This is a genomic window from Pseudomonas sp. Sample_21 (genome assembly GCF_004307525.1).
In the GTDB taxonomy this organism is placed as follows: domain Bacteria; phylum Pseudomonadota; class Gammaproteobacteria; order Pseudomonadales; family Pseudomonadaceae; genus Aquipseudomonas; species Aquipseudomonas atacamensis.
Window position 1 is genome coordinate 113,605 of record NZ_RCNZ01000066.1, and the last position, 16,963, is coordinate 130,567.

Here is a 16,963-nt window from a genome sequence, read left to right on the forward strand (position 1 = left end):
ATGAACGAGATGGACAATCACGTCACGCTGACAGTCAACAACATGGAATACGGCGGCTGGAAAAGCGTCGAAATCACCGCCGATCTCGAGCGCCAGTTCCGCACCTTCAAGCTCGACATCACCTGGCAATGGCCAGGGCAGGCCGTAGACCAAAGGATCAAACCCGGCGACCCCTGCGAGGTAAAAATCGGCAAGGACCTGGTGCTCACCGGTTACGTGTTCAAAGCACCGATCCGCTATGACGGGCGGCAGATCAGCCTGACCATCGAAGGCAGTTCCAAGACCCAGGATCTGGTCGATTGCGCCGCTCGCAACCTGCCCAGCCAATGGCAGCAACAACCCTTGCTGACTATCGTCCGCGATCTGGCGAGCGAATATGGGCTGTCAGTGGTCAACGAGATCAGCGAAACCACACGCCTGGCCAAACACACCATCGTGCCGGGTGAAACGGCATTCCAGTCGATCGACCGATTGCTCTCGCTGCTGCGGGTGTTTTCCACCGACAACGAGCTGGGCCAGTTGGTGCTGGCCAAACCCGGCAGCGGCGGCCGCGCCAGCGATGCGCTGGAGCTGGGCAAGAACATCCTGTCGGCCAGTGCGGCGATGGATTTCAGCCAGGTGTTCTCCGAGTACCGGGTGATCGGCCAGCAAAAAGGCTCGGATGCGAAAAGCGGCGCGGCGGTCAGCGAAGTCGAGTCGACAGCGGCCGATCTGAGTTTCAAACGGCGGCGCACCACGGTGATCAATGAAGGCACGCAACTGACCTTTGAGTTGGCGCAGCAGCGTGCTCTATGGGAAAGCGCGACCCGCATGGGCCGCGCACAGACCACCACCTATCAGGTGCAGGGCTGGCGGCAGAGCAATGGCGATTTGTGGCGCCATAACACGCTGGTCAAGGTCAAGGATCCGGTGCTCGATTTCGATGGCGACATGCTGATCTCCAAGGTCACTTATTCGCTGTCGGCGCAGGGTTCGGTGACCACGTTGCAAGTTGCCCCGCCGCATACCTTTGATCCTGATCCGACTCCCCCGAAGCAAACCCAGGCCTGACGCAGGATCCTGCTGGCGACAATGGCCCCTGTGGGAGCGGGCTTGCCCGCGATAGCGGTCGTGACAACAAATACATTTTTTCCCTGACACACCGCCATCGCGGGCAAGCCCGCTCCCACAGGGTTTGTGTCGACAAAGTCTAAGGAAACCCATGAGCCTACTGATACGCCTGCTGGCGCGCGGCACTGTCGTGCTCGCCAATTCGGCAACCAAGCTGCAATCGCTGCAAATGCGCCTCACGGCCGGTGAAATCAACGACGACCTCGAACACTTCGAACCCTATGGTTTCACCAGCCATCCGCTCGCCGGTGCTGAAGGGGTCGTCACCTTCATCGGCGGCGACCGTTCCCATGCCATCGCCCTGGTCATCGCCGACCGCCGCTATCGCCTGCAAGCACTCGCTGCCGGTGAAGTGGCGATCTACACCGACGAGGGCGACAGGATTCACTTCAAGCGCGGGCGGATCATCGACATCGAAACCGCCACGCTGAACATCCGCGCCAGCAGCGCGGTGAACTTCGACACACCGGTGATCAACCAGACCGGCAAGATCGTCTCCACCGGTGATCAACTGGCCGGCGGCATCAGCCAGATCAAACACGTGCATGTTGGCGTCCAGGCCGGTAACGGTCAGACCGGCGCGCCGGCAGGAGGTCAGTGATGTTCATCAGCCAGAACCTCCATGCCGCACTGACCCGCGCGGTGCTGATCAGCCTGTTCACCTGGCGTCGCGCCGCCGATGACGACGCCCTCGATGACGAGGAGCGCTTCGGCTGGTGGGGCGACAGTTTTCCCACGGTTGCCGACGATCGCATCGGCTCGCGGCTGTGGCTGCTGCGCCGGGTCAAGCTGACCCGACAAACGCAGATGGACGCCGAGTTCTATGCCCGCGAAGCCCTGCAATGGCTGCTCGACGACGGCCACTGCAGCGCCATCGACATCATCAGCGAACGCCTCGACGCCCAGCGCCTGAACCTGCGCACGGTCCTGACCCTGGCCGACGGCGAACGTCTGGACATCAACCCCGATAACAGTTGGCAGGTGATCTATGCCGTTTGAAACCCCTTCGCTGCCTGTGCTGATCAAGCGCACCCAAAGCGACCTGGCCGGCGATTCGCTGCGCCAGTCCGATGCGCAAGTGCTCGCCCGCACCCTCGGCGGCGCCGCTTATGGCCTGTACGGTTATCTAGACTGGATTGCCCAACAGATCCTGCCCGACAAGGCCGATGAATCGACGCTGGAACGCATCGCCGCGCTGCGCCTGAATCAGCCGCGCAAAGCTGCGCAAGTGGCTACCGGCAGCGTCAGTTTCAGCGCCAGCACCGGCGCTGTGCTGGATGTCGACACCTTGCTGCAGTCCGATGATGGACGCACCTACAAAGTCACGGCCGCGCGCATCGCCGTCAGCGGCACTAACAGCACCACGATCGCTGCGCTCGATGCCGGTAGCGTGGGTAATGCCGACGCCGGTCTGACGTTGAATCCGGTGCAACCGATTGCTGGTGTTATCGGTAATAGCTTCATCGTTCAGCCACCTGGCCTCACAGGCGGCGTCGGCACCGAAAGCCTTGAATCGCTGCGCGCCAGAGTCATTCGCTCTTATCGATTGATTCCTCACGGCGGCTCGGCGCAAGACTACGAAACCTGGGCGCTGGAGTGCCCCGGTATTACCCGTGCATGGTGTCGTGGCAACTTCCTCGGCCCTGGCACCGTCGGCGTGTTCGTCATGCGTGACGATGATCCGCAACCGATTCCCAACGAAGAGCAGTTGGCGGAAGTCGAAGCCTACATCGAACCGCTGCGACCGGTGACCGCGGACGTGAGGGTGATGGCGCCGGTACAAGTGCTGGTCAAGTACAAGTTGCGCGTTACTCCGAACACCAGTGCAGTGCGCGCGGCGGTTGAAACCCAATTGCGAGATCTGCACAACCGCGAGGCGGGGCTGGGCGATACGTTGTTGCTCAGCCACATCACCGAAGCCATCAGCAGCGCCACCGGTGAGAGCGATCACAGTCTCATCAGCCCCTCGGCCAACGTTAGCGCCCAAAGCAATCAATTGCTGACATTCGGGGGGTGCGAATGGCTGTCCTGAGAAGTGCCAGACAATACCGGCAGCAGTTGCGCAGCCTGCTGCCCAGCGGTCCGGCCTGGGACCCGGAACGAGTGCCGGAACTCGAGCAGGTTCTTGAAGGCGTCGCTCAGGAACTGGCTCGCCTCGATGCCCGAGCAGCGGATCTGCTCAACGAGATGGATCCGGCTGGCGTCAGCGAACTTGTACCCGACTGGGAGGCAGTGATGAACCTGCCCGACCCTTGTCTTGGTGCCACTCCGCTCTATGACGATCGCCGCCTGGCTGTCCGTCGGCGGTTGCTGGCGGTGGGCAACCAGTCCGCCGCGTATTTCATTGAGGTCGCACGCACCCAAGGCTATCCAGAGGCCACGGTGACCGAATTACGGGTGCCGCGAATGGGGCGTTCGCGGTTCGGCGGCGCGCATTTCGGCACCTGGAAAGGGCAATTCATGTGGTTCCTCAACACCGGCGGCCGCTTGGCTATCGGGCGGCGTTTCGGCGCCAGTTATTGGGGCGAACGTTTCGGCATGTACCCAGGCTCGGCTCTGGAATGCCTCATTCACCGCAGTGCACCGGCGCATACCCGGGTGTACATCAATTATGACTAAGGACTGAATAAATGGATTATCCAAAAAGCGTACCCAGCGTCGGGCTGGTCGATGGCAAGTTTGTTGATGAGAACCCGGTGGCAGGCACGCCGGGATCGTTGATTCCGGCATCATGGGGCAATGCGGTAACCGAAGAAATACTCGGTGTGATCAAGGGCGGTGCGCTCAAGCCCGATGAAGCCGATGTCGGACAATTGCTGACAGCCGTGCGCAAGATCAATCAGGCCGGGCTCCTCGATTTCGCGCTCGATACCGGTACGGCCAATGCTTATGCAGCCAACTATTTGCCGGCACCTGCGACACTGGTAGACGGCATGGTGTTGCGCTTCAAGGCTTTGAATACCAATACCGGCGCCAGTACATTTTCCGTAGCCGGTTCGGTCGCCAAACCGCTGGTTGGTCTTGACCATACTCCGCTTCGCTCCGGTGAAATCGTTGCGACGGGAGATGTCTGGGTGCAATGGAACAGCTCGCTGGGCAGCGGCGCCTGGATTCTGATCGCCAGTACCGGCGTGGCCAGACAGTTGGGGGCCGACGTGGGCGATGTGAAAGCCGTCGCTACCGTAGACGCACCCAGTGGCTGGCTCAAGTGCAACGGACAGCCTGTGTTGCGTACCCAATATGCCAATCTTTTCGCAGCAATCGGCACCCGGTTCGGTGCAGGTGACGGTGCAAATACATTCAACGTGCCGGATTTGCGTGGTGAATTTGTCCGGGGTCTGGACGAGGGCCGTGGTGTCGATCCGGGGCGAGTTCTGGGTAGCAAGCAGGCCGGGCAAAATGCTTCCCACGTTCACGATGTGTCAGCCGCTGCTGCAGGTAACCATGCTCACACGGCGCGCACTGATGCTGCCGGAGTACACGCGCATGGCGGCGCTGTTACCGGCGGAGGCGCATTCAACATCGACACGGTCATGGGCGGGCAGGGGACAATCAACGGCGGCAATACCGCAGGTTCCATCATGGGATCGAGCTCGGCGCCTTTCATCAATCGCAACTTTACAACCAACGCCCCCGCTCACACCCACGGCATCGTGGCGGACGGCAACCATGCGCACAACGTCGGTGTGGATGCCGCCGGGCAACACACGCATACGATCTCGATGGCGGCCGCGGGCGGCAACGAGGCTCGGCCGATGAACACCGCGCTGTTGTACGTCATCAAGTTTTGACAACCGCTCTCCGGAACCCTCATCAGATGGGCCGAGCGTTGCGATAGAACCCTGAAAACTCCAGAAAGAAATGGCTGGCAAGCATCAGCCGCCAACCATGATTCAATCGGGACAACATCCAGGGAGGATCAAGCATCATGCAATTAACTGAAAAACACCTTGTCGACATCATGCCCACCGCCCGCTCCCAAGCGGGCGTTTTCGTTTCGGCCCTCAACACCGCGATGGCCAGACATCGCATCGATACGCCGAAACGTATAGCGGCGTTCCTCGCACAGGTCGGCCACGAGTCGGGACAGTTGCGCTACGTGCGCGAACTGGGCAACAACCAGTACCTGAGCAAATACGACACCGGCACGCTGGCGCTGCGTCTGGGCAATACTCCGGAAGCCGACGGCGACGGGCAAAAGTATCGCGGGCGTGGACTGATTCAGATCACCGGCCGGGCAAATTATCGTCAGTGCAGTCTCGGCTTGTTTGGTGATGAGCGTCTGTTGTCGTTGCCCGAACTGCTCGAACAACCGCAGTGGGCGGCCGAATCGGCGGCGTGGTTCTGGGCGCAGAAGGGCTTGAACGAACTGGCCGACGCGGACCAGTTCAACACCATCACCCGGCGGATCAACGGCGGGTTGAACGGCTTGCAGGATCGACTCGAGATCTGGGCACGGGCGAGGGCGGTGCTATGTCCGGCTCCTGGCGGGTGATTGGCCTGTTGTTGCTGGTGGCGGGGGCTTTCGCCGCGGCGTGGCAGTTTCAGGACTGGCGTTACGGGCGGCAATTGGCCGAGCAGGCTCGGTTAAACGCCGAATCCCTCAATCAACTGACGCAGACCGCCGCGACCGCACAACAGGCCGAGCAGGACAAACGCCTGGCGCTGGAGCAGCTGCTCGCGGCCAGTGAACAAACCCATTATCGAGCGCTGAGCGATGCCCAACGTGATCAGGATCGCCTGCGCGATCGCCTTGCTACTGCCGATGTGCGGCTGTCAGTCCTTCTCGACGCCGACGACGTTGCCCACGGCTGTGCGCTGCCAGCCACCGCCGGCACCGGCGGCGTGGATTCTGCAACCGTACGCGCCCGACTTGACCCGGCGCATGCTCAACGAATTATCGCCATCACCGACACCGGCGACCGTGGATTGATTGCGTTGCAGGCCTGTCAGGCCTATGTCAGAGCGTTGGCGCCCGAACATCTTGAATGATCTTGTGTATTGAAAGCATGGTCGGCTCGTGTACGGTGAAGGCATTCCACACGATCTGGAGCTCGCCGTGAAAGAGACCACCCAACTGGCCGCAGAACTGGGCCGACGTCTGCAAGTGCTCAATGCCCATGTCACCACCGCCGAGTCTTGCACCGGCGGCGGGATCTCCGAAGCGATCACGCGGATTCCAGGCAGTTCGGCCTGGTTTGAAGCGGGGTACGTGACGTATTCCAATCGGCAGAAAACCCGGCAGCTGGATGTGCCGGGCGATTTGTTCGAGACGGTAGGGGCGGTCAGTCGCGAAGTGGTCGAGGCCATGGTGCGCGGTGCGCAGCAGCACAGCCTGGCGCATTTTGCCGTGGCGGTCAGCGGTGTCGCCGGCCCCGACGGTGGCACACCGAACAAGCCAGTGGGCACGGTATGGCTGGCCTGGGGTGTTGGCGACGAGGTTTACAGTGAGGTTCAGCACTTCCCCGGCAACCGTGATGAAGTCCGCCGACAAACGGTGAAGGCCGCGCTAGAGGGGCTTGTGCGACTAGCGGCACGAGAAATCGAAAATCAGGGGTAGGCGATCTTCGAACGCTGTGGAATAATACTGGCTACTTATACAGGTGTTGGCCGTCAGGCCTTATTGATTACGTGAGGACTTTAATGGACGACAACAAGAAGAAAGCCTTGGCTGCGGCCCTGGGTCAGATCGAACGTCAATTCGGCAAGGGTGCCGTAATGCGTATGGGCGATCAGGACCGTCAGGCGATCCCGGCCATTTCTACTGGCTCTCTGGGTCTGGACATCGCACTCGGCATCGGCGGTCTGCCAAAAGGCCGTATTGTTGAAATCTACGGTCCTGAATCCTCCGGTAAAACCACGTTGACCTTGTCCGTGATCGCCCAGGCGCAAAAAGCCGGCGCGACCTGCGCATTCGTCGACGCCGAACACGCGCTCGATCCAGAGTACGCCGGCAAGCTGGGCGTCAACGTCGATGATCTGCTGGTTTCCCAGCCGGACACCGGCGAACAGGCCCTGGAAATCACCGACATGCTGGTTCGCTCCAACGCCGTTGACGTGATCATCGTCGACTCCGTGGCGGCACTGGTACCGAAAGCTGAAATCGAAGGTGAAATGGGCGACATGCACGTCGGCCTGCAAGCGCGTCTTATGTCTCAGGCGCTGCGTAAAATCACCGGTAACATCAAGAACGCCAACTGCCTGGTCATCTTCATCAACCAGATCCGTATGAAGATCGGTGTGATGTTCGGCAGCCCGGAAACCACCACTGGTGGTAACGCGCTGAAGTTCTACGCCTCGGTTCGTCTCGACATCCGCCGTACCGGCGCGGTGAAGGAAGGCGACGAAGTGGTCGGCAGCGAAACCCGCGTCAAGGTTGTGAAGAACAAGGTGGCTTCGCCGTTCCGTCAGGCCGAGTTCCAGATTCTTTACGGCAAAGGCATCTACCTCAACGGCGAGATGATCGACCTGGGTGTGCTGCACGGTTTTGTCGAGAAGTCCGGCGCCTGGTACGCCTACGAAGGCACCAAGATCGGTCAGGGCAAGGCCAACTCGGCCAAGTTCCTGGCGGACAACCCGGAAATTGCCGCGAAGCTCGAGAAGCAGCTGCGTGACAAGCTGCTGTCGCCAGCGGTGATCGCGGACTCCAAGGCCTCGGCGGTCAAAGAGACCGAAGACGACCTGGCCGACGCTGACCTCTGATACCAGCGATGACCACCGCCGTACTGGATACCCTCGTCGCGGTGCGGCGAACCGCCATGGACCTGCTCGCACGTCGCGAGCATGGTCGAGTCGAGTTGACGCGTAAGCTGCGTCAGCGCGGCGCCGAGGCGGAGCTGATCGAAACAGCCCTCGACCGTTTGACGGAAGAGGGGCTGCTTTCCGAAACCCGTTACCTTGAAAGTTTTGTCTCCTACCGTGCCCGTTCCGGCTATGGCCCCCTGCGAATTCGTGAGGAACTCAGTCAGCGGGGTTTGCAACGTACCGATATCGAAATCGCCCTGCGCGAAAGCGGTATCAACTGGCAGGCGCAGCTTCAGGATACGTGGCAACGCAAGTTCTCCGGGCATTTACCGATTGATGCGAAAGAACGGGCCAAGCAAGGCCGGTTTCTGGCGTATCGGGGGTTCTCGATGGAGATGATCAACCGCTTGTTCAGCGGTCGAGGGATGGACGATTAGACCGATTTAACAATAAAGGCCCGCTATTTTTTAGAAAATAGCGGGCCTTTTTTTGCCTTCAAATCACGTTGAAAGGCTCGCGTGAGCGTTGTGCAATGGGCGGTTTTGAATCGGCCCAGTTTTCCGGCAGGTTGATAAAGTCCACCAACTCCCTCAAGCGACCATGGGTACGGCCATTGAAGGCAAACGCCAGCCGTGCCAGATGGCTGAACTGTGCATCGTCGTGTTCTTCACCGTTGTAGGCGTGTTGATGAAACTCGTCGCTCAGGCACAGATCAGCAAATTCCTCCTGCATCTGCGCCAGAGCCTGGTCGCTGAGCTTGTGGTTCATGCGAATCACAAACTGCCGCTTGAGCCAGCGACTGGAGTGGAAGTTGCTATAGAACTGATTGATCTCGTTCACCGCGTCTTCAACGCTGTAAACCAGTCGCATCAACTTCATATCGGTCGGCAGGATATAGCGGTTTTCTTCCAGCTGATTGCGGATGAAGTCCAGCGCTCCCTGCCAGAAGTTACCGCCCGGAACATCCAGCAACACCACCGGCACCAATGGGCTTTTGCCGGTCTGAATCAGCGTCAGCACTTCCAGCGCTTCATCAAGGGTGCCGAAACCGCCCGGGCACAGTACCAGCGCGTCTGCCTCTTTGACGAAGAACAGTTTGCGGGTGAAGAAAAAGTGGAATGGCAACAGATTATCGGTGCCGTCGACGGTGGGGTTGGCATGTTGTTCGAAGGGTAGGGTGATGTTGAAACCCAAGCTGTGATCTCGACCGGCTCCTTCGTGGGCGGCGGCCATGATGCCGCCGCCGGCGCCAGTGATGACCATCATCTCTGCACGCGTCAGCGCTGCGCCGAGTTCGCGGGCCATCGCGTATAGCGGATGTTCCACTGGCGTACGTGCCGAGCCGAACACGGTGACTTTGCGCCGGCCCTTGAATTGTTCGAGCACGCGGAACGCCTGCTCCAGTTCACGCAGGGCTTGCAGGGTGATCTTGGCGTTCCAGCGGTTGTGGTCTTCCTGAGCCATGCGCAGCACGGTCAGGATCATGTCGCGGTAGATGGGGATGTTCGGGCTGTCGGTGGAAACACGGTTGAGTTGGGCTTCGACCTGGCTGATGAGGTCGCCGCTTTCTTGAAAATGACGGCTCAAGAGGTCATTCGGTTGATAAGGCATTCAACGTCTCCTTCTGTACAGAGCGGGTAGCCCGGACAACCAGCGTCCGGGCCGCACTGCAAAAACACACAGGGCCGGCAGTTCCATTTCTGCCGTTAACGAATGATCGGGAATACTCTCAATCTAGACCCTCGCACGCATTCGCGCTGACTTGAACAGTGCGCTGTAACGTTTTGCCTGGCAACCGCTTACTGATTTGCGCCAAAGCGTCGCCGCTCGTCTGAACGTGTCGCAAAGGGCCATCACTCTGATTTACTCAAATACAGACGTCGCAAGACAACCTTGCGTTTGCGCAAGGCCAGGCAATTCAAGGATTCGTGGGTGGCAAGGAGGCGGGATGCATGGTCAGAGTGGTTCTGGAGATCGATACTCAGCTGTATCGAATGTTGCAGGAGTCGGCCGAGACGCATCAATTGAGTCTCGAAGAAGAGTGCTGCCGACGATTGGCCGGCGGCGAACGCCGCTCGCGCTATCTGCAGGCGCTAGTGGCGGAACTGCGCGCCGAGGATGAACAGCGGCGCGCCAAGGCTTCGCGCTGATTACTTCTTTTTCGCTGGCGCGGCTTTCGGGCAATCGGATTCCTGATAGCTGGCCGAGCCGATCGCTTTGTTGGTTTTCACTTCGGTGAAGTCGTAACGCATGATCGCGCCCTTGGCCATCAGCTTGCGGTACGACGGGTTGTTGCACACCGACGCGCCCAACTGGAAATACACAGCCTTGGGATCGGCGCGCATCTTGTCGGCGTGGCTCTTTTGCACGCTCAGATGGTTGATCAGCTGTGTGCCTTCGACGGTGTAGCCTTGATCAAGAATGTCTTCATTGATCGCCCGTGGCGTGCCGACGCTGCTTTGGGCGGCGACGTTGCGCAGCTCTCGGTTCAGATTCTGCTCACTCAGGGACGCAGCCTGAGCGGTAAAGGACGACGCCAGCAGAATGGCAGCGGTGGGAACGATAAGGCGCAGCATGAAACTCTCCTGATTCGGTGACTGGTGGTTCGACCCGTCACGGGGCGGTGCGTTCAGTGGCGGCGAATTATAGGTGAGCCGGTCTGGACGGTACAGGCTTGTGGCCGTCGCTCTGGTAAACTGCCGGCCTTTATTGCCCTGCCGAGTGTCATTCGTGTCGAGTTTCCCTGTCTGCCGGTGTTGCCTGCGATGAACCATGCCCCCAACGCCGTGGCCCGCCTGCGCGATCAGCGCGAGGACGAAGGTATCAAGCCGATTCAGGCGCGCGGCTTTCGCTCCGAGCGTTGCCGCGATTGCCGGGTCATTATCAGTCATTGCCTGTGCGCGTGGCGGCCAAGCGTCGACACCCGTTCTGGCGTGTGCCTGATCATGACCGGCAAGGAAGTGTTCAAGCCAAGCAACACCGGTTGGCTGATTGCCGATGTGGTGCGCGACAACCATGCGTTCATCTGGTCACGCACCGAGCCCGACCCGCAGATGCTTGCACTGCTCAACGATCCGCAGTGGCAGCCGTATCTGGTGTTTCCGGGTGAGTATGTCGAACCGTCGCGGGTGACCAACACGGTGACAGTCAATAGCAGCAAGCGCCCGCTGTTCATACTGCTGGATGCGACCTGGACCGAGGCGCGCAAGATCTTTCGCAAGAGTCCGTATTTCGACCGCTTGCCGATCCTCAGCCTGCTGCCCGACAAACTCTCGCGCTATCGCCTGCGCCGTTCGACCCGCAGCGAGCACCTGTGCACCGCCGAAGTCGCGGCGTTGTGCCTGGAATTGGCCGGTGACAGCGATGCCGCCTCGGCGCTGGACGCCTATTTCGATGTGTTCAGCCAGCATTACCTCGGTGCCAAGCAGCAACTGGACATGAATGAATCAACCCCCGCTCACACCGAGCTGCTGCCCTATATACGAAAGCCGCAGCCGGAGTTGGCCCGATAGTGGCCCATACTGTCCACAGCGCTGGCCATCTTGCTTGACCACCCCGGCTGCGCTGGGCATGCTTGGCGCCGATTAGGGTGCGGCCAAGGTTTGAGACGCCGTGTTTGCTGTTGATTGGCGTCGAACGTGCCCCTGTGGATATCGCTTCCAACCGCTGCCTCGAGTTGCTTTGGCCAGACCGGAATCTACCGCGTCTGCCATCAAAAACAGGATCATTTGAAAAATGGCCACATACGACATCCTGATTGCCGATGATCACCCCCTGTTTCGCAGCGCCCTGCACCAAGCGGTGACGCTGGGCCTTGGCCCGGACGTGCGACTGGTGGAAGTGGCGAGCATCGCCGAACTGGAAGCGCGCCTGACCGAAAAGGCTGACTGGGATCTGGTCCTGCTGGATCTGAACATGCCCGGCGCCTATGGTTTTTCCGGGCTGGTGCTGCTGCGCGGGCAGTATCCGCAGATTCCGGTGGTGATGGTCTCTGCCCAGGAAGAAGCTTCGGTGATGGTCAAATCCCGCGAGTTCGGCGCCAGTGGCTTCATTCCCAAATCCAGCGATCTGAGCGTGATTCAGGAAGCGGTGCGCAAGGTGCTCGATGGCGACGTGTTCTGGCCGCCGCAAGCGTTCGAAGCGGTGAGTGTGTCGGATGAAGCGAAAGCCGCCAGCGATGGCCTCGCCAGCCTGACGCCGCAACAGTTCCGGGTGCTGACCATGGTCTGCGAAGGTCTGCTGAACAAGCAGATCGCTTATGAGCTGAGCGTGTCGGAAGCGACCATCAAGGCCCACGTCACGGCGATCTTTCGCAAATTGAACGTGCGCACTCGCACGCAAGCGGCTTTACTGCTGCAACAACTTGAGTCAATTCCGAGCCAGTGATGGCTGGCGGTTTCACGCTTTTTTGACTTTCGTTGATCTAGCTTCCCCACACCTTTTTGGCTGGTTTCTTTCTTATGTCACCTTTCAAGGGCCAGACCGGCCTGAAACGCATCCTCAACGCGTCCGGCTATTCGCTCGATGGCCTGCGCGCCGCCTTCACTGGCGAAGCGGCATTCCGCCAATTGGTGCTGCTCAACGTGGTGCTGATTCCGCTGACATTCTTCCTTAATGTCAGCCGGGTCGAGCAGGCGGTGTTGATCGCGGTTTGCTTGCTGGCGCTGATTGTCGAGCTGCTAAATTCGGCGGTGGAAGCGGCCATTGACCGCATCTCGCTGGAATTGCATCCGCTGTCGAAGAACGCCAAGGACATGGGCAGCGCCGCGCAATTCGTGGCGCTGAGCATGATCGGACTGGTGTGGGCGGTGATTCTGCTTTAAGCGATGGTCGGCAAGACGATCTCGTCGCTGCGCTGCACCCCGGCGGTGAAAGCGCGACACAGCTCGAGAAACTCGCGCATGGCCGAGGTCTGGTATTTCTGTTTGTGCCAGATGAAATAGAACTGCCGGGCCAGGTCCAGATCCGGCGTCTCCACCGGCACCAGACTGCCGCGCCGGAAGGCATCGCGCAGCGCCAGCCGCGAAATGCAGCCAATCCCCAGCCCTGATTCCACTGCGCGCTTGATCGCTTCGGTGTGTTCCAGCTCGAGACGAATGTTCAGCGCGCTGCGATGGTGACGCATGGCCTGGTCGAAGGTCAGCCGCGTGCCGGAACCCTGCTCGCGCAGAATCCATGCCTCATGGGTCAGCTCTTCCATTGTCGCACTGCCGCGTTTGGCCAACGGATGCTGCGGCGCACAAAACACCACCAGCTCATCCTCGACCCAACTCTGCACTTCGATGTCAGGGTGGCTGCAATCGCCTTCGATTAGACCCAGATCAATTTCGTAGTGGGCGACCTGCTGCACGATATTGGCAGTGTTCTGCACGTGCAGCTTGACCTGACTTTCGGGGTGGCGCTGCATGAAGCTGCCGATCAGCAGGGTGGCCAGATAGTTGCCAATGGTCAGCGTCGCCCCCACTGATAAAGAGCCGAAACCGGATTTGCCATTGAGCAGGTCTTCGATCTCCTTGGCCTGGTCGAGCAGAGCCACCGCTTGCGGCAACAGTTGTTTGCCCAGGGCGTTGAGGCTCAGGCGTTTGCCGGCGCGGTCGAACAGCTGGCAGCTGGACTGGCGCTCGAGCTCGGTGATCGAAGTGCTGGCCGCCGATTGCGAGAGGTTGAGCAGACCCGCAGCACGGGATACGCTTTCCTGCTGGGCGACGGCGACGAAAACTTGCAGTTGACGGAGAGTAAATCGCATATCGATATAACCGATAACCCTTATCTTAATAATCCAGTTAACAGATATTGTCGTCGCTATTAGAATGCGATGCAATTGCGCACGTTGAGCCTCATTGAGCCGCGCAGACCAATCTCCAGGAGTCAAACGTACATGAGCAACATGAACCACGAGCGTGTCCTCAGTGTTCATCACTGGAACGACACTCTGTTCAGCTTCAAGTGCACCCGCGATCCGGGCCTGCGCTTCGAGAACGGTCAGTTCGTGATGATCGGCCTGCAACAGCCCAACGGCCGCCCGCTTATGCGCGCTTACTCGATCGCCAGCCCGAACTGGGAAGAGCATCTCGAGTTCTTCAGCATCAAAGTGCAGGACGGTCCGCTGACGTCCCAGTTGCAGCACTTGAAGGAAGGCGACGAGATCATCATCTCGAAGAAGCCTACCGGCACGCTGGTTCTTGATGACCTGAACCCGGGCAAGCACCTGTACCTGCTGAGCACCGGTACCGGTCTGGCGCCGTTCATGAGCGTCATTCAGGACCCGGAAACCTACGAGCGTTTTGAGAAAGTGATCCTGGTTCACGGTGTGCGCTACGTCAACGAAGTCGCCTACCGCGAGTTCATCACCGAGCACCTGCCGCAGAACGAGTTCTTCGGCGAGGCGCTGCGTGACAAGCTGATCTACTACCCGACCGTGACCCGCGAGCCGTTCGAGAATCAGGGCCGCCTGACTGACCTGATGCGCAGCGGCAAGCTGTTCAGCGACATCGGCCTGCCACCGATCAACCCGCAGGACGACCGCGCGATGATCTGCGGCAGCCCGAGCATGCTCGACGAGACCAGCGAAGTGCTCGACAGCTTCGGCCTGAAGATCTCGGCGCGGATGCGCGAGCCGGGTGATTACCTGATCGAGCGTGCGTTCGTCGAGAAGTAAGCGCCACAGAGAGCCCCCATTGCCTTGCAGGCAATGGGGGCTTTTTTATGCCTGAAGCATTTCCTTCATGCCTGCCACGATCCATGTAGGAGCTGCCGAAGGCTGCGATCTTTTGATCTTGCTTTTTAAAATCAAGATCAAAAGATCGCAGCCTTCGGCAGCTCCTACACTGGGCGCGGTTTCAGGCTGTGGCCGGGATGACTTCCAGCACGCGGATCTGTTCGGGCGTCGGGTAATGCCAGCGCACGTCCAGGTCCCAGAACTGCGCACCATATTCACGTTCCGGTGCCGGTGTCTGATACGCCGGGCGCGGATCCTGCGCCAGGCACTGCTCGATCAGCTCAACCAACGGCTCATCGAGGCGCTGAGCGTGGGCGTGCGCCTGTTTCAAAGCCGCCTCCGCCCACTGCACGTCGATCAACTGCGGCGCCGCGCTGGCGATGTCATTGGTCGCCCCAGGGATGATGTCGGCATACGGCACATAGGGTTTGATATCCAGCACTGGCGTGCCGTCGAGCAGATCGATGCCGGAAATAAACAGGCGATTGCCTTCGATTTTGTCCAGCTTCACCACCGATTGGCCGATGCCGTTTGGCCGGTGCGTGGCGCGGGTGGCAAACACGCCCATCGACTTGTTACCGCCCAGGCGAGGCGGGCGCACTTTCAGGCGCGGTTTGTCTTCGAGGGCTTGGTGGAACAGAAACAACAGCCACACATGGCTGACCTGCTCCAGCCCCTGCACGGCGTCACCCTGGTCGAACGGCGCGACCAGTTCCAGCACGCCACGGGCGGCCGGGGCCAGTTGCGGTTGGCGGGGGATGGCGAACTTCTCCTTGAAGCAGGAGCGCACGAAGCCGATGGGGGAGACGCTGTAAGTCATGGTCTGGGATCGAAGCGGGTAGGGCGGGCATGATAACCCGGCTCGCTTCAAGTCTGGTGGTGACAGGGCTGGCCTCTTCGCGAGCAGGCTCGCTCCCACAATGTAGCTGCGTCGTGTATGAAATCCCTGTGGGAGCGAGCCTGCTCGCGAATGCCGCACCGCCGACCTACAGACTGAACCCTCCATCCAGCGGAATGATGTTCCCGGTCATATAAGCCCCCGCCGTACTCGCAAGGCTGATCGCCAGCGCCGCCATCTCTTCCTCACGCCCCCAGCGCTTCATCGGAATCAGCGCAGTATCCTCAGCCAACGCCTGTTCATCATTACCAATATGCTGGGTCATCTTGCTCGGAAAGCGACCCGGCGCAATCACGTTGACGTTGATGTGCTGGCTCACCAGTTCCCGCGCCAGAATGCGCGACAACTGATGCAGGGCGGCCTTGCTCGGCCCGTAGGCATACGCCTGCTCGCCAAACGAAGAAATCCCCGCCACCGAACCGATATTGATGATCCGCGCCGGATTCGCCGCCGAGCCAGCCCTGCGCAGCAACGGCAGAAACTGCTGGATGCAACTGAACACCGACGTCACGTTGAGCTGCATGACCTTTTCCCAGCCCTTGACCGGATAACTCTCCAGCGGCGCGCCCCACGTGGTGCCGGCGTTGTTCACCAGAATGTCCAGATGAGTGATCTGCTCACCCAGACGCGCGGCCAGTTCCCGCACGCCTTCTTCAGTGGCCAGATTCGCCGCCACGCCGTGGCAGATGCCCATGGCGCCAAGTTCTTCAGCGGTTTGCTGGCAGGCTTCGACGTCGCGTGAGCACACATAGACATGGGCGCCGGCCTCGACGAAGGCCTTGGCGATCATCTTGCCGATACCACGGGTGCCGCCGGTCACCAGAGCGGTGCGGCCTTGCAGGGAAAAGTAGGGATGCATGGCGAGTCCTGAAGATTAGGGATCAGTACACCCTAGTCGTCAGCTGCGAAAAGCGGAGCCATTATTTTTGCAGGGAATGAGGTGCCATGCGGCCAGCTTCGAGTTGCAAGCCACAAGCGGCAAGTTAAAGCAGGGGCTAACTTGCAGCTTGCAGCTTGCAGCTTGTAGCTGCTTTACGCTCTCACGCGCAGCGTGAGCCCTTTGAGGAAGTTACGCAGCAACTGGTCGCCACACGGGCGATAGTTGGTGTGGCCGACCTTGCGGAACAGCGCGCTCAGCTCAGGCTTGGACACCGGAAACTCGGCAGCCTTGAGGATCGCGTGCATGTCGTCTTCTTTCAGTTCGAAGGCCACACGCAGTTTTTTCAGGATGATGTTGTTGGTCACCGGCACTTCGATTGGCTGCGGCGGACGGCTTTCGTCCTTGCCGCGCTTGAAGATCACCAGACCGTCGAGGAAGTGCGCGATGACTTCGTCCGGGCAGCGTACGAAGCCTTCTTCGTCTTCTTCTTTCTTGTCGAGCCAGGTGATGACATCGGCGAGCGTGACGTCCATGCCGCCCAGTTTGATGATCTCGACAACTTTCTTGTCGCTGATGTCGAGCATGTAGCGCACGCTGCGCAGTACGTCGTTAT

General features: G+C 60.0%; 22 protein-coding genes. 16 read left to right on the top strand and 6 right to left on the bottom strand.

The features are described 5' to 3' along the window. The 11 genes from D8U71_RS11655 (at window position 1) to recX (ending at window position 8,291) form a co-directional block, all read left to right on the top strand. Complete coding sequence (locus tag D8U71_RS11655) at window positions 1-1,050, top strand: phage baseplate assembly protein (protein ID WP_130887806.1); 1,050 nt, start codon at window positions 1-3, stop codon at window positions 1,048-1,050. A gap of 151 nt (window positions 1,051-1,201) precedes the next feature. Further along, window positions 1,202-1,711 (top strand): phage baseplate assembly protein, encoded by a 510-nt coding sequence (locus D8U71_RS11660; protein ID WP_130887807.1) that lies wholly within the window; start codon window positions 1,202-1,204, stop codon window positions 1,709-1,711. Further along, complete coding sequence (locus D8U71_RS11665) at window positions 1,711-2,109, top strand: phage GP46 family protein (protein WP_016771422.1); 399 nt, start codon at window positions 1,711-1,713, stop codon at window positions 2,107-2,109. The genes D8U71_RS11660 and D8U71_RS11665 overlap by 1 nt, the downstream gene beginning before the upstream one ends. Further along, the gene (locus tag D8U71_RS11670) at window positions 2,099-3,142 is read left to right on the top strand and encodes a baseplate J/gp47 family protein (RefSeq protein ID WP_130887808.1); all 1,044 of its coding nucleotides are present in this window, start codon (window positions 2,099-2,101) and stop codon (window positions 3,140-3,142) included. The genes D8U71_RS11665 and D8U71_RS11670 overlap by 11 nt, the downstream gene beginning before the upstream one ends. Continuing rightward, window positions 3,130-3,729 (top strand): putative phage tail protein, encoded by a 600-nt coding sequence (locus D8U71_RS11675; protein WP_130887809.1) that lies wholly within the window; start codon window positions 3,130-3,132, stop codon window positions 3,727-3,729. The genes D8U71_RS11670 and D8U71_RS11675 overlap by 13 nt, the downstream gene beginning before the upstream one ends. Before the next feature lie 11 nt (window positions 3,730-3,740). Then, window positions 3,741-4,901: a tail fiber protein gene (locus D8U71_RS11680; protein ID WP_130887810.1), complete on the top strand. Its 1,161-nt coding sequence runs from the start codon at window positions 3,741-3,743 to the stop codon at window positions 4,899-4,901. Window positions 4,902-5,038: 137 nt separating this feature from the next. Next, on the top strand, window positions 5,039-5,605 hold the full coding sequence (locus D8U71_RS11685; protein WP_125925218.1) for a glycoside hydrolase family 19 protein: 567 nt from the start codon (window positions 5,039-5,041) through the stop codon (window positions 5,603-5,605). After that, window positions 5,584-6,102, top strand: coding sequence for a lysis system i-spanin subunit Rz (locus D8U71_RS11690; protein ID WP_130887811.1), 519 nt, complete (start codon window positions 5,584-5,586; stop codon window positions 6,100-6,102). The genes D8U71_RS11685 and D8U71_RS11690 overlap by 22 nt, the downstream gene beginning before the upstream one ends. Window positions 6,103-6,169: 67 nt before the next feature. Continuing rightward, a complete protein-coding gene (locus tag D8U71_RS11695; protein ID WP_130887812.1) occupies window positions 6,170-6,670 on the top strand; it encodes a CinA family protein in 501 nt (166 codons plus the stop codon). An 83-nt stretch (window positions 6,671-6,753) separates the two neighbouring features. Further along, window positions 6,754-7,812, top strand: coding sequence for a recombinase RecA (gene recA, locus D8U71_RS11700; RefSeq protein ID WP_024011876.1), 1,059 nt, complete (start codon window positions 6,754-6,756; stop codon window positions 7,810-7,812). 8 nt (window positions 7,813-7,820) lie between these two features. Beyond that, window positions 7,821-8,291 (top strand): recombination regulator RecX, encoded by a 471-nt coding sequence (gene recX / locus D8U71_RS11705; RefSeq protein WP_130887813.1) that lies wholly within the window; start codon window positions 7,821-7,823, stop codon window positions 8,289-8,291. A gap of 58 nt (window positions 8,292-8,349) precedes the next feature. Here recX and D8U71_RS11710 read toward each other — a convergent pair whose 3' ends face one another. Then, complete coding sequence (locus D8U71_RS11710; RefSeq protein ID WP_130887814.1) at window positions 8,350-9,465, bottom strand: TIGR00730 family Rossman fold protein; 1,116 nt, start codon at window positions 9,463-9,465, stop codon at window positions 8,350-8,352. Between the two features lie 341 nt (window positions 9,466-9,806). Here D8U71_RS11710 and D8U71_RS11715 point away from each other — a divergent pair, with 341 nt between their 5' ends. Continuing rightward, the gene (locus D8U71_RS11715) at window positions 9,807-10,004 is read left to right on the top strand and encodes a hypothetical protein (RefSeq protein WP_016770569.1); all 198 of its coding nucleotides are present in this window, start codon (window positions 9,807-9,809) and stop codon (window positions 10,002-10,004) included. On the opposite strand, the gene D8U71_RS11720 is transcribed toward D8U71_RS11715, so the two are convergent. Beyond that, window positions 10,005-10,430 (bottom strand): PA3611 family quorum-sensing-regulated virulence factor, encoded by a 426-nt coding sequence (locus tag D8U71_RS11720; protein WP_007908738.1) that lies wholly within the window; start codon window positions 10,428-10,430, stop codon window positions 10,005-10,007. Window positions 10,431-10,619: 189 nt separating this feature from the next. Here D8U71_RS11720 and D8U71_RS11725 point away from each other — a divergent pair, with 189 nt between their 5' ends. The 3 genes from D8U71_RS11725 (at window position 10,620) to D8U71_RS11735 (ending at window position 12,677) form a co-directional block, all read left to right on the top strand. Then, the gene (locus tag D8U71_RS11725) at window positions 10,620-11,366 is read left to right on the top strand and encodes a tRNA-uridine aminocarboxypropyltransferase (protein WP_125925221.1); all 747 of its coding nucleotides are present in this window, start codon (window positions 10,620-10,622) and stop codon (window positions 11,364-11,366) included. Between the two features lie 223 nt (window positions 11,367-11,589). Next, the gene (gene erdR / locus D8U71_RS11730) at window positions 11,590-12,240 is read left to right on the top strand and encodes a response regulator transcription factor ErdR (protein WP_016771412.1); all 651 of its coding nucleotides are present in this window, start codon (window positions 11,590-11,592) and stop codon (window positions 12,238-12,240) included. 74 nt (window positions 12,241-12,314) lie between these two features. Then, complete coding sequence (locus D8U71_RS11735) at window positions 12,315-12,677, top strand: diacylglycerol kinase (protein WP_016771411.1); 363 nt, start codon at window positions 12,315-12,317, stop codon at window positions 12,675-12,677. On the opposite strand, the gene D8U71_RS11740 is transcribed toward D8U71_RS11735, so the two are convergent. Continuing rightward, complete coding sequence (locus tag D8U71_RS11740) at window positions 12,674-13,600, bottom strand: LysR family transcriptional regulator (protein WP_024011881.1); 927 nt, start codon at window positions 13,598-13,600, stop codon at window positions 12,674-12,676. The genes D8U71_RS11735 and D8U71_RS11740 overlap by 4 nt on opposite strands. A gap of 132 nt (window positions 13,601-13,732) precedes the next feature. Here D8U71_RS11740 and fpr point away from each other — a divergent pair, with 132 nt between their 5' ends. Beyond that, window positions 13,733-14,512 (top strand): ferredoxin-NADP reductase, encoded by a 780-nt coding sequence (gene fpr, locus D8U71_RS11745; protein ID WP_007908723.1) that lies wholly within the window; start codon window positions 13,733-13,735, stop codon window positions 14,510-14,512. A gap of 181 nt (window positions 14,513-14,693) precedes the next feature. Here fpr and tsaA read toward each other — a convergent pair whose 3' ends face one another. The 3 genes from tsaA to D8U71_RS11765 form a co-directional block, all read right to left on the bottom strand. After that, window positions 14,694-15,392 (bottom strand): tRNA (N6-threonylcarbamoyladenosine(37)-N6)-methyltransferase TrmO, encoded by a 699-nt coding sequence (tsaA, locus tag D8U71_RS11755; protein ID WP_130887815.1) that lies wholly within the window; start codon window positions 15,390-15,392, stop codon window positions 14,694-14,696. A gap of 166 nt (window positions 15,393-15,558) precedes the next feature. After that, window positions 15,559-16,329, bottom strand: a complete 771-nt coding sequence (locus tag D8U71_RS11760; protein WP_130887816.1) for an SDR family oxidoreductase — start codon at window positions 16,327-16,329, stop codon at window positions 15,559-15,561. Window positions 16,330-16,502: 173 nt separating this feature from the next. Then, a partial coding sequence (locus tag D8U71_RS11765) for a DUF1456 family protein (protein WP_130887817.1) occupies window positions 16,503-16,963 on the bottom strand: 461 nt, incomplete at its 5' end.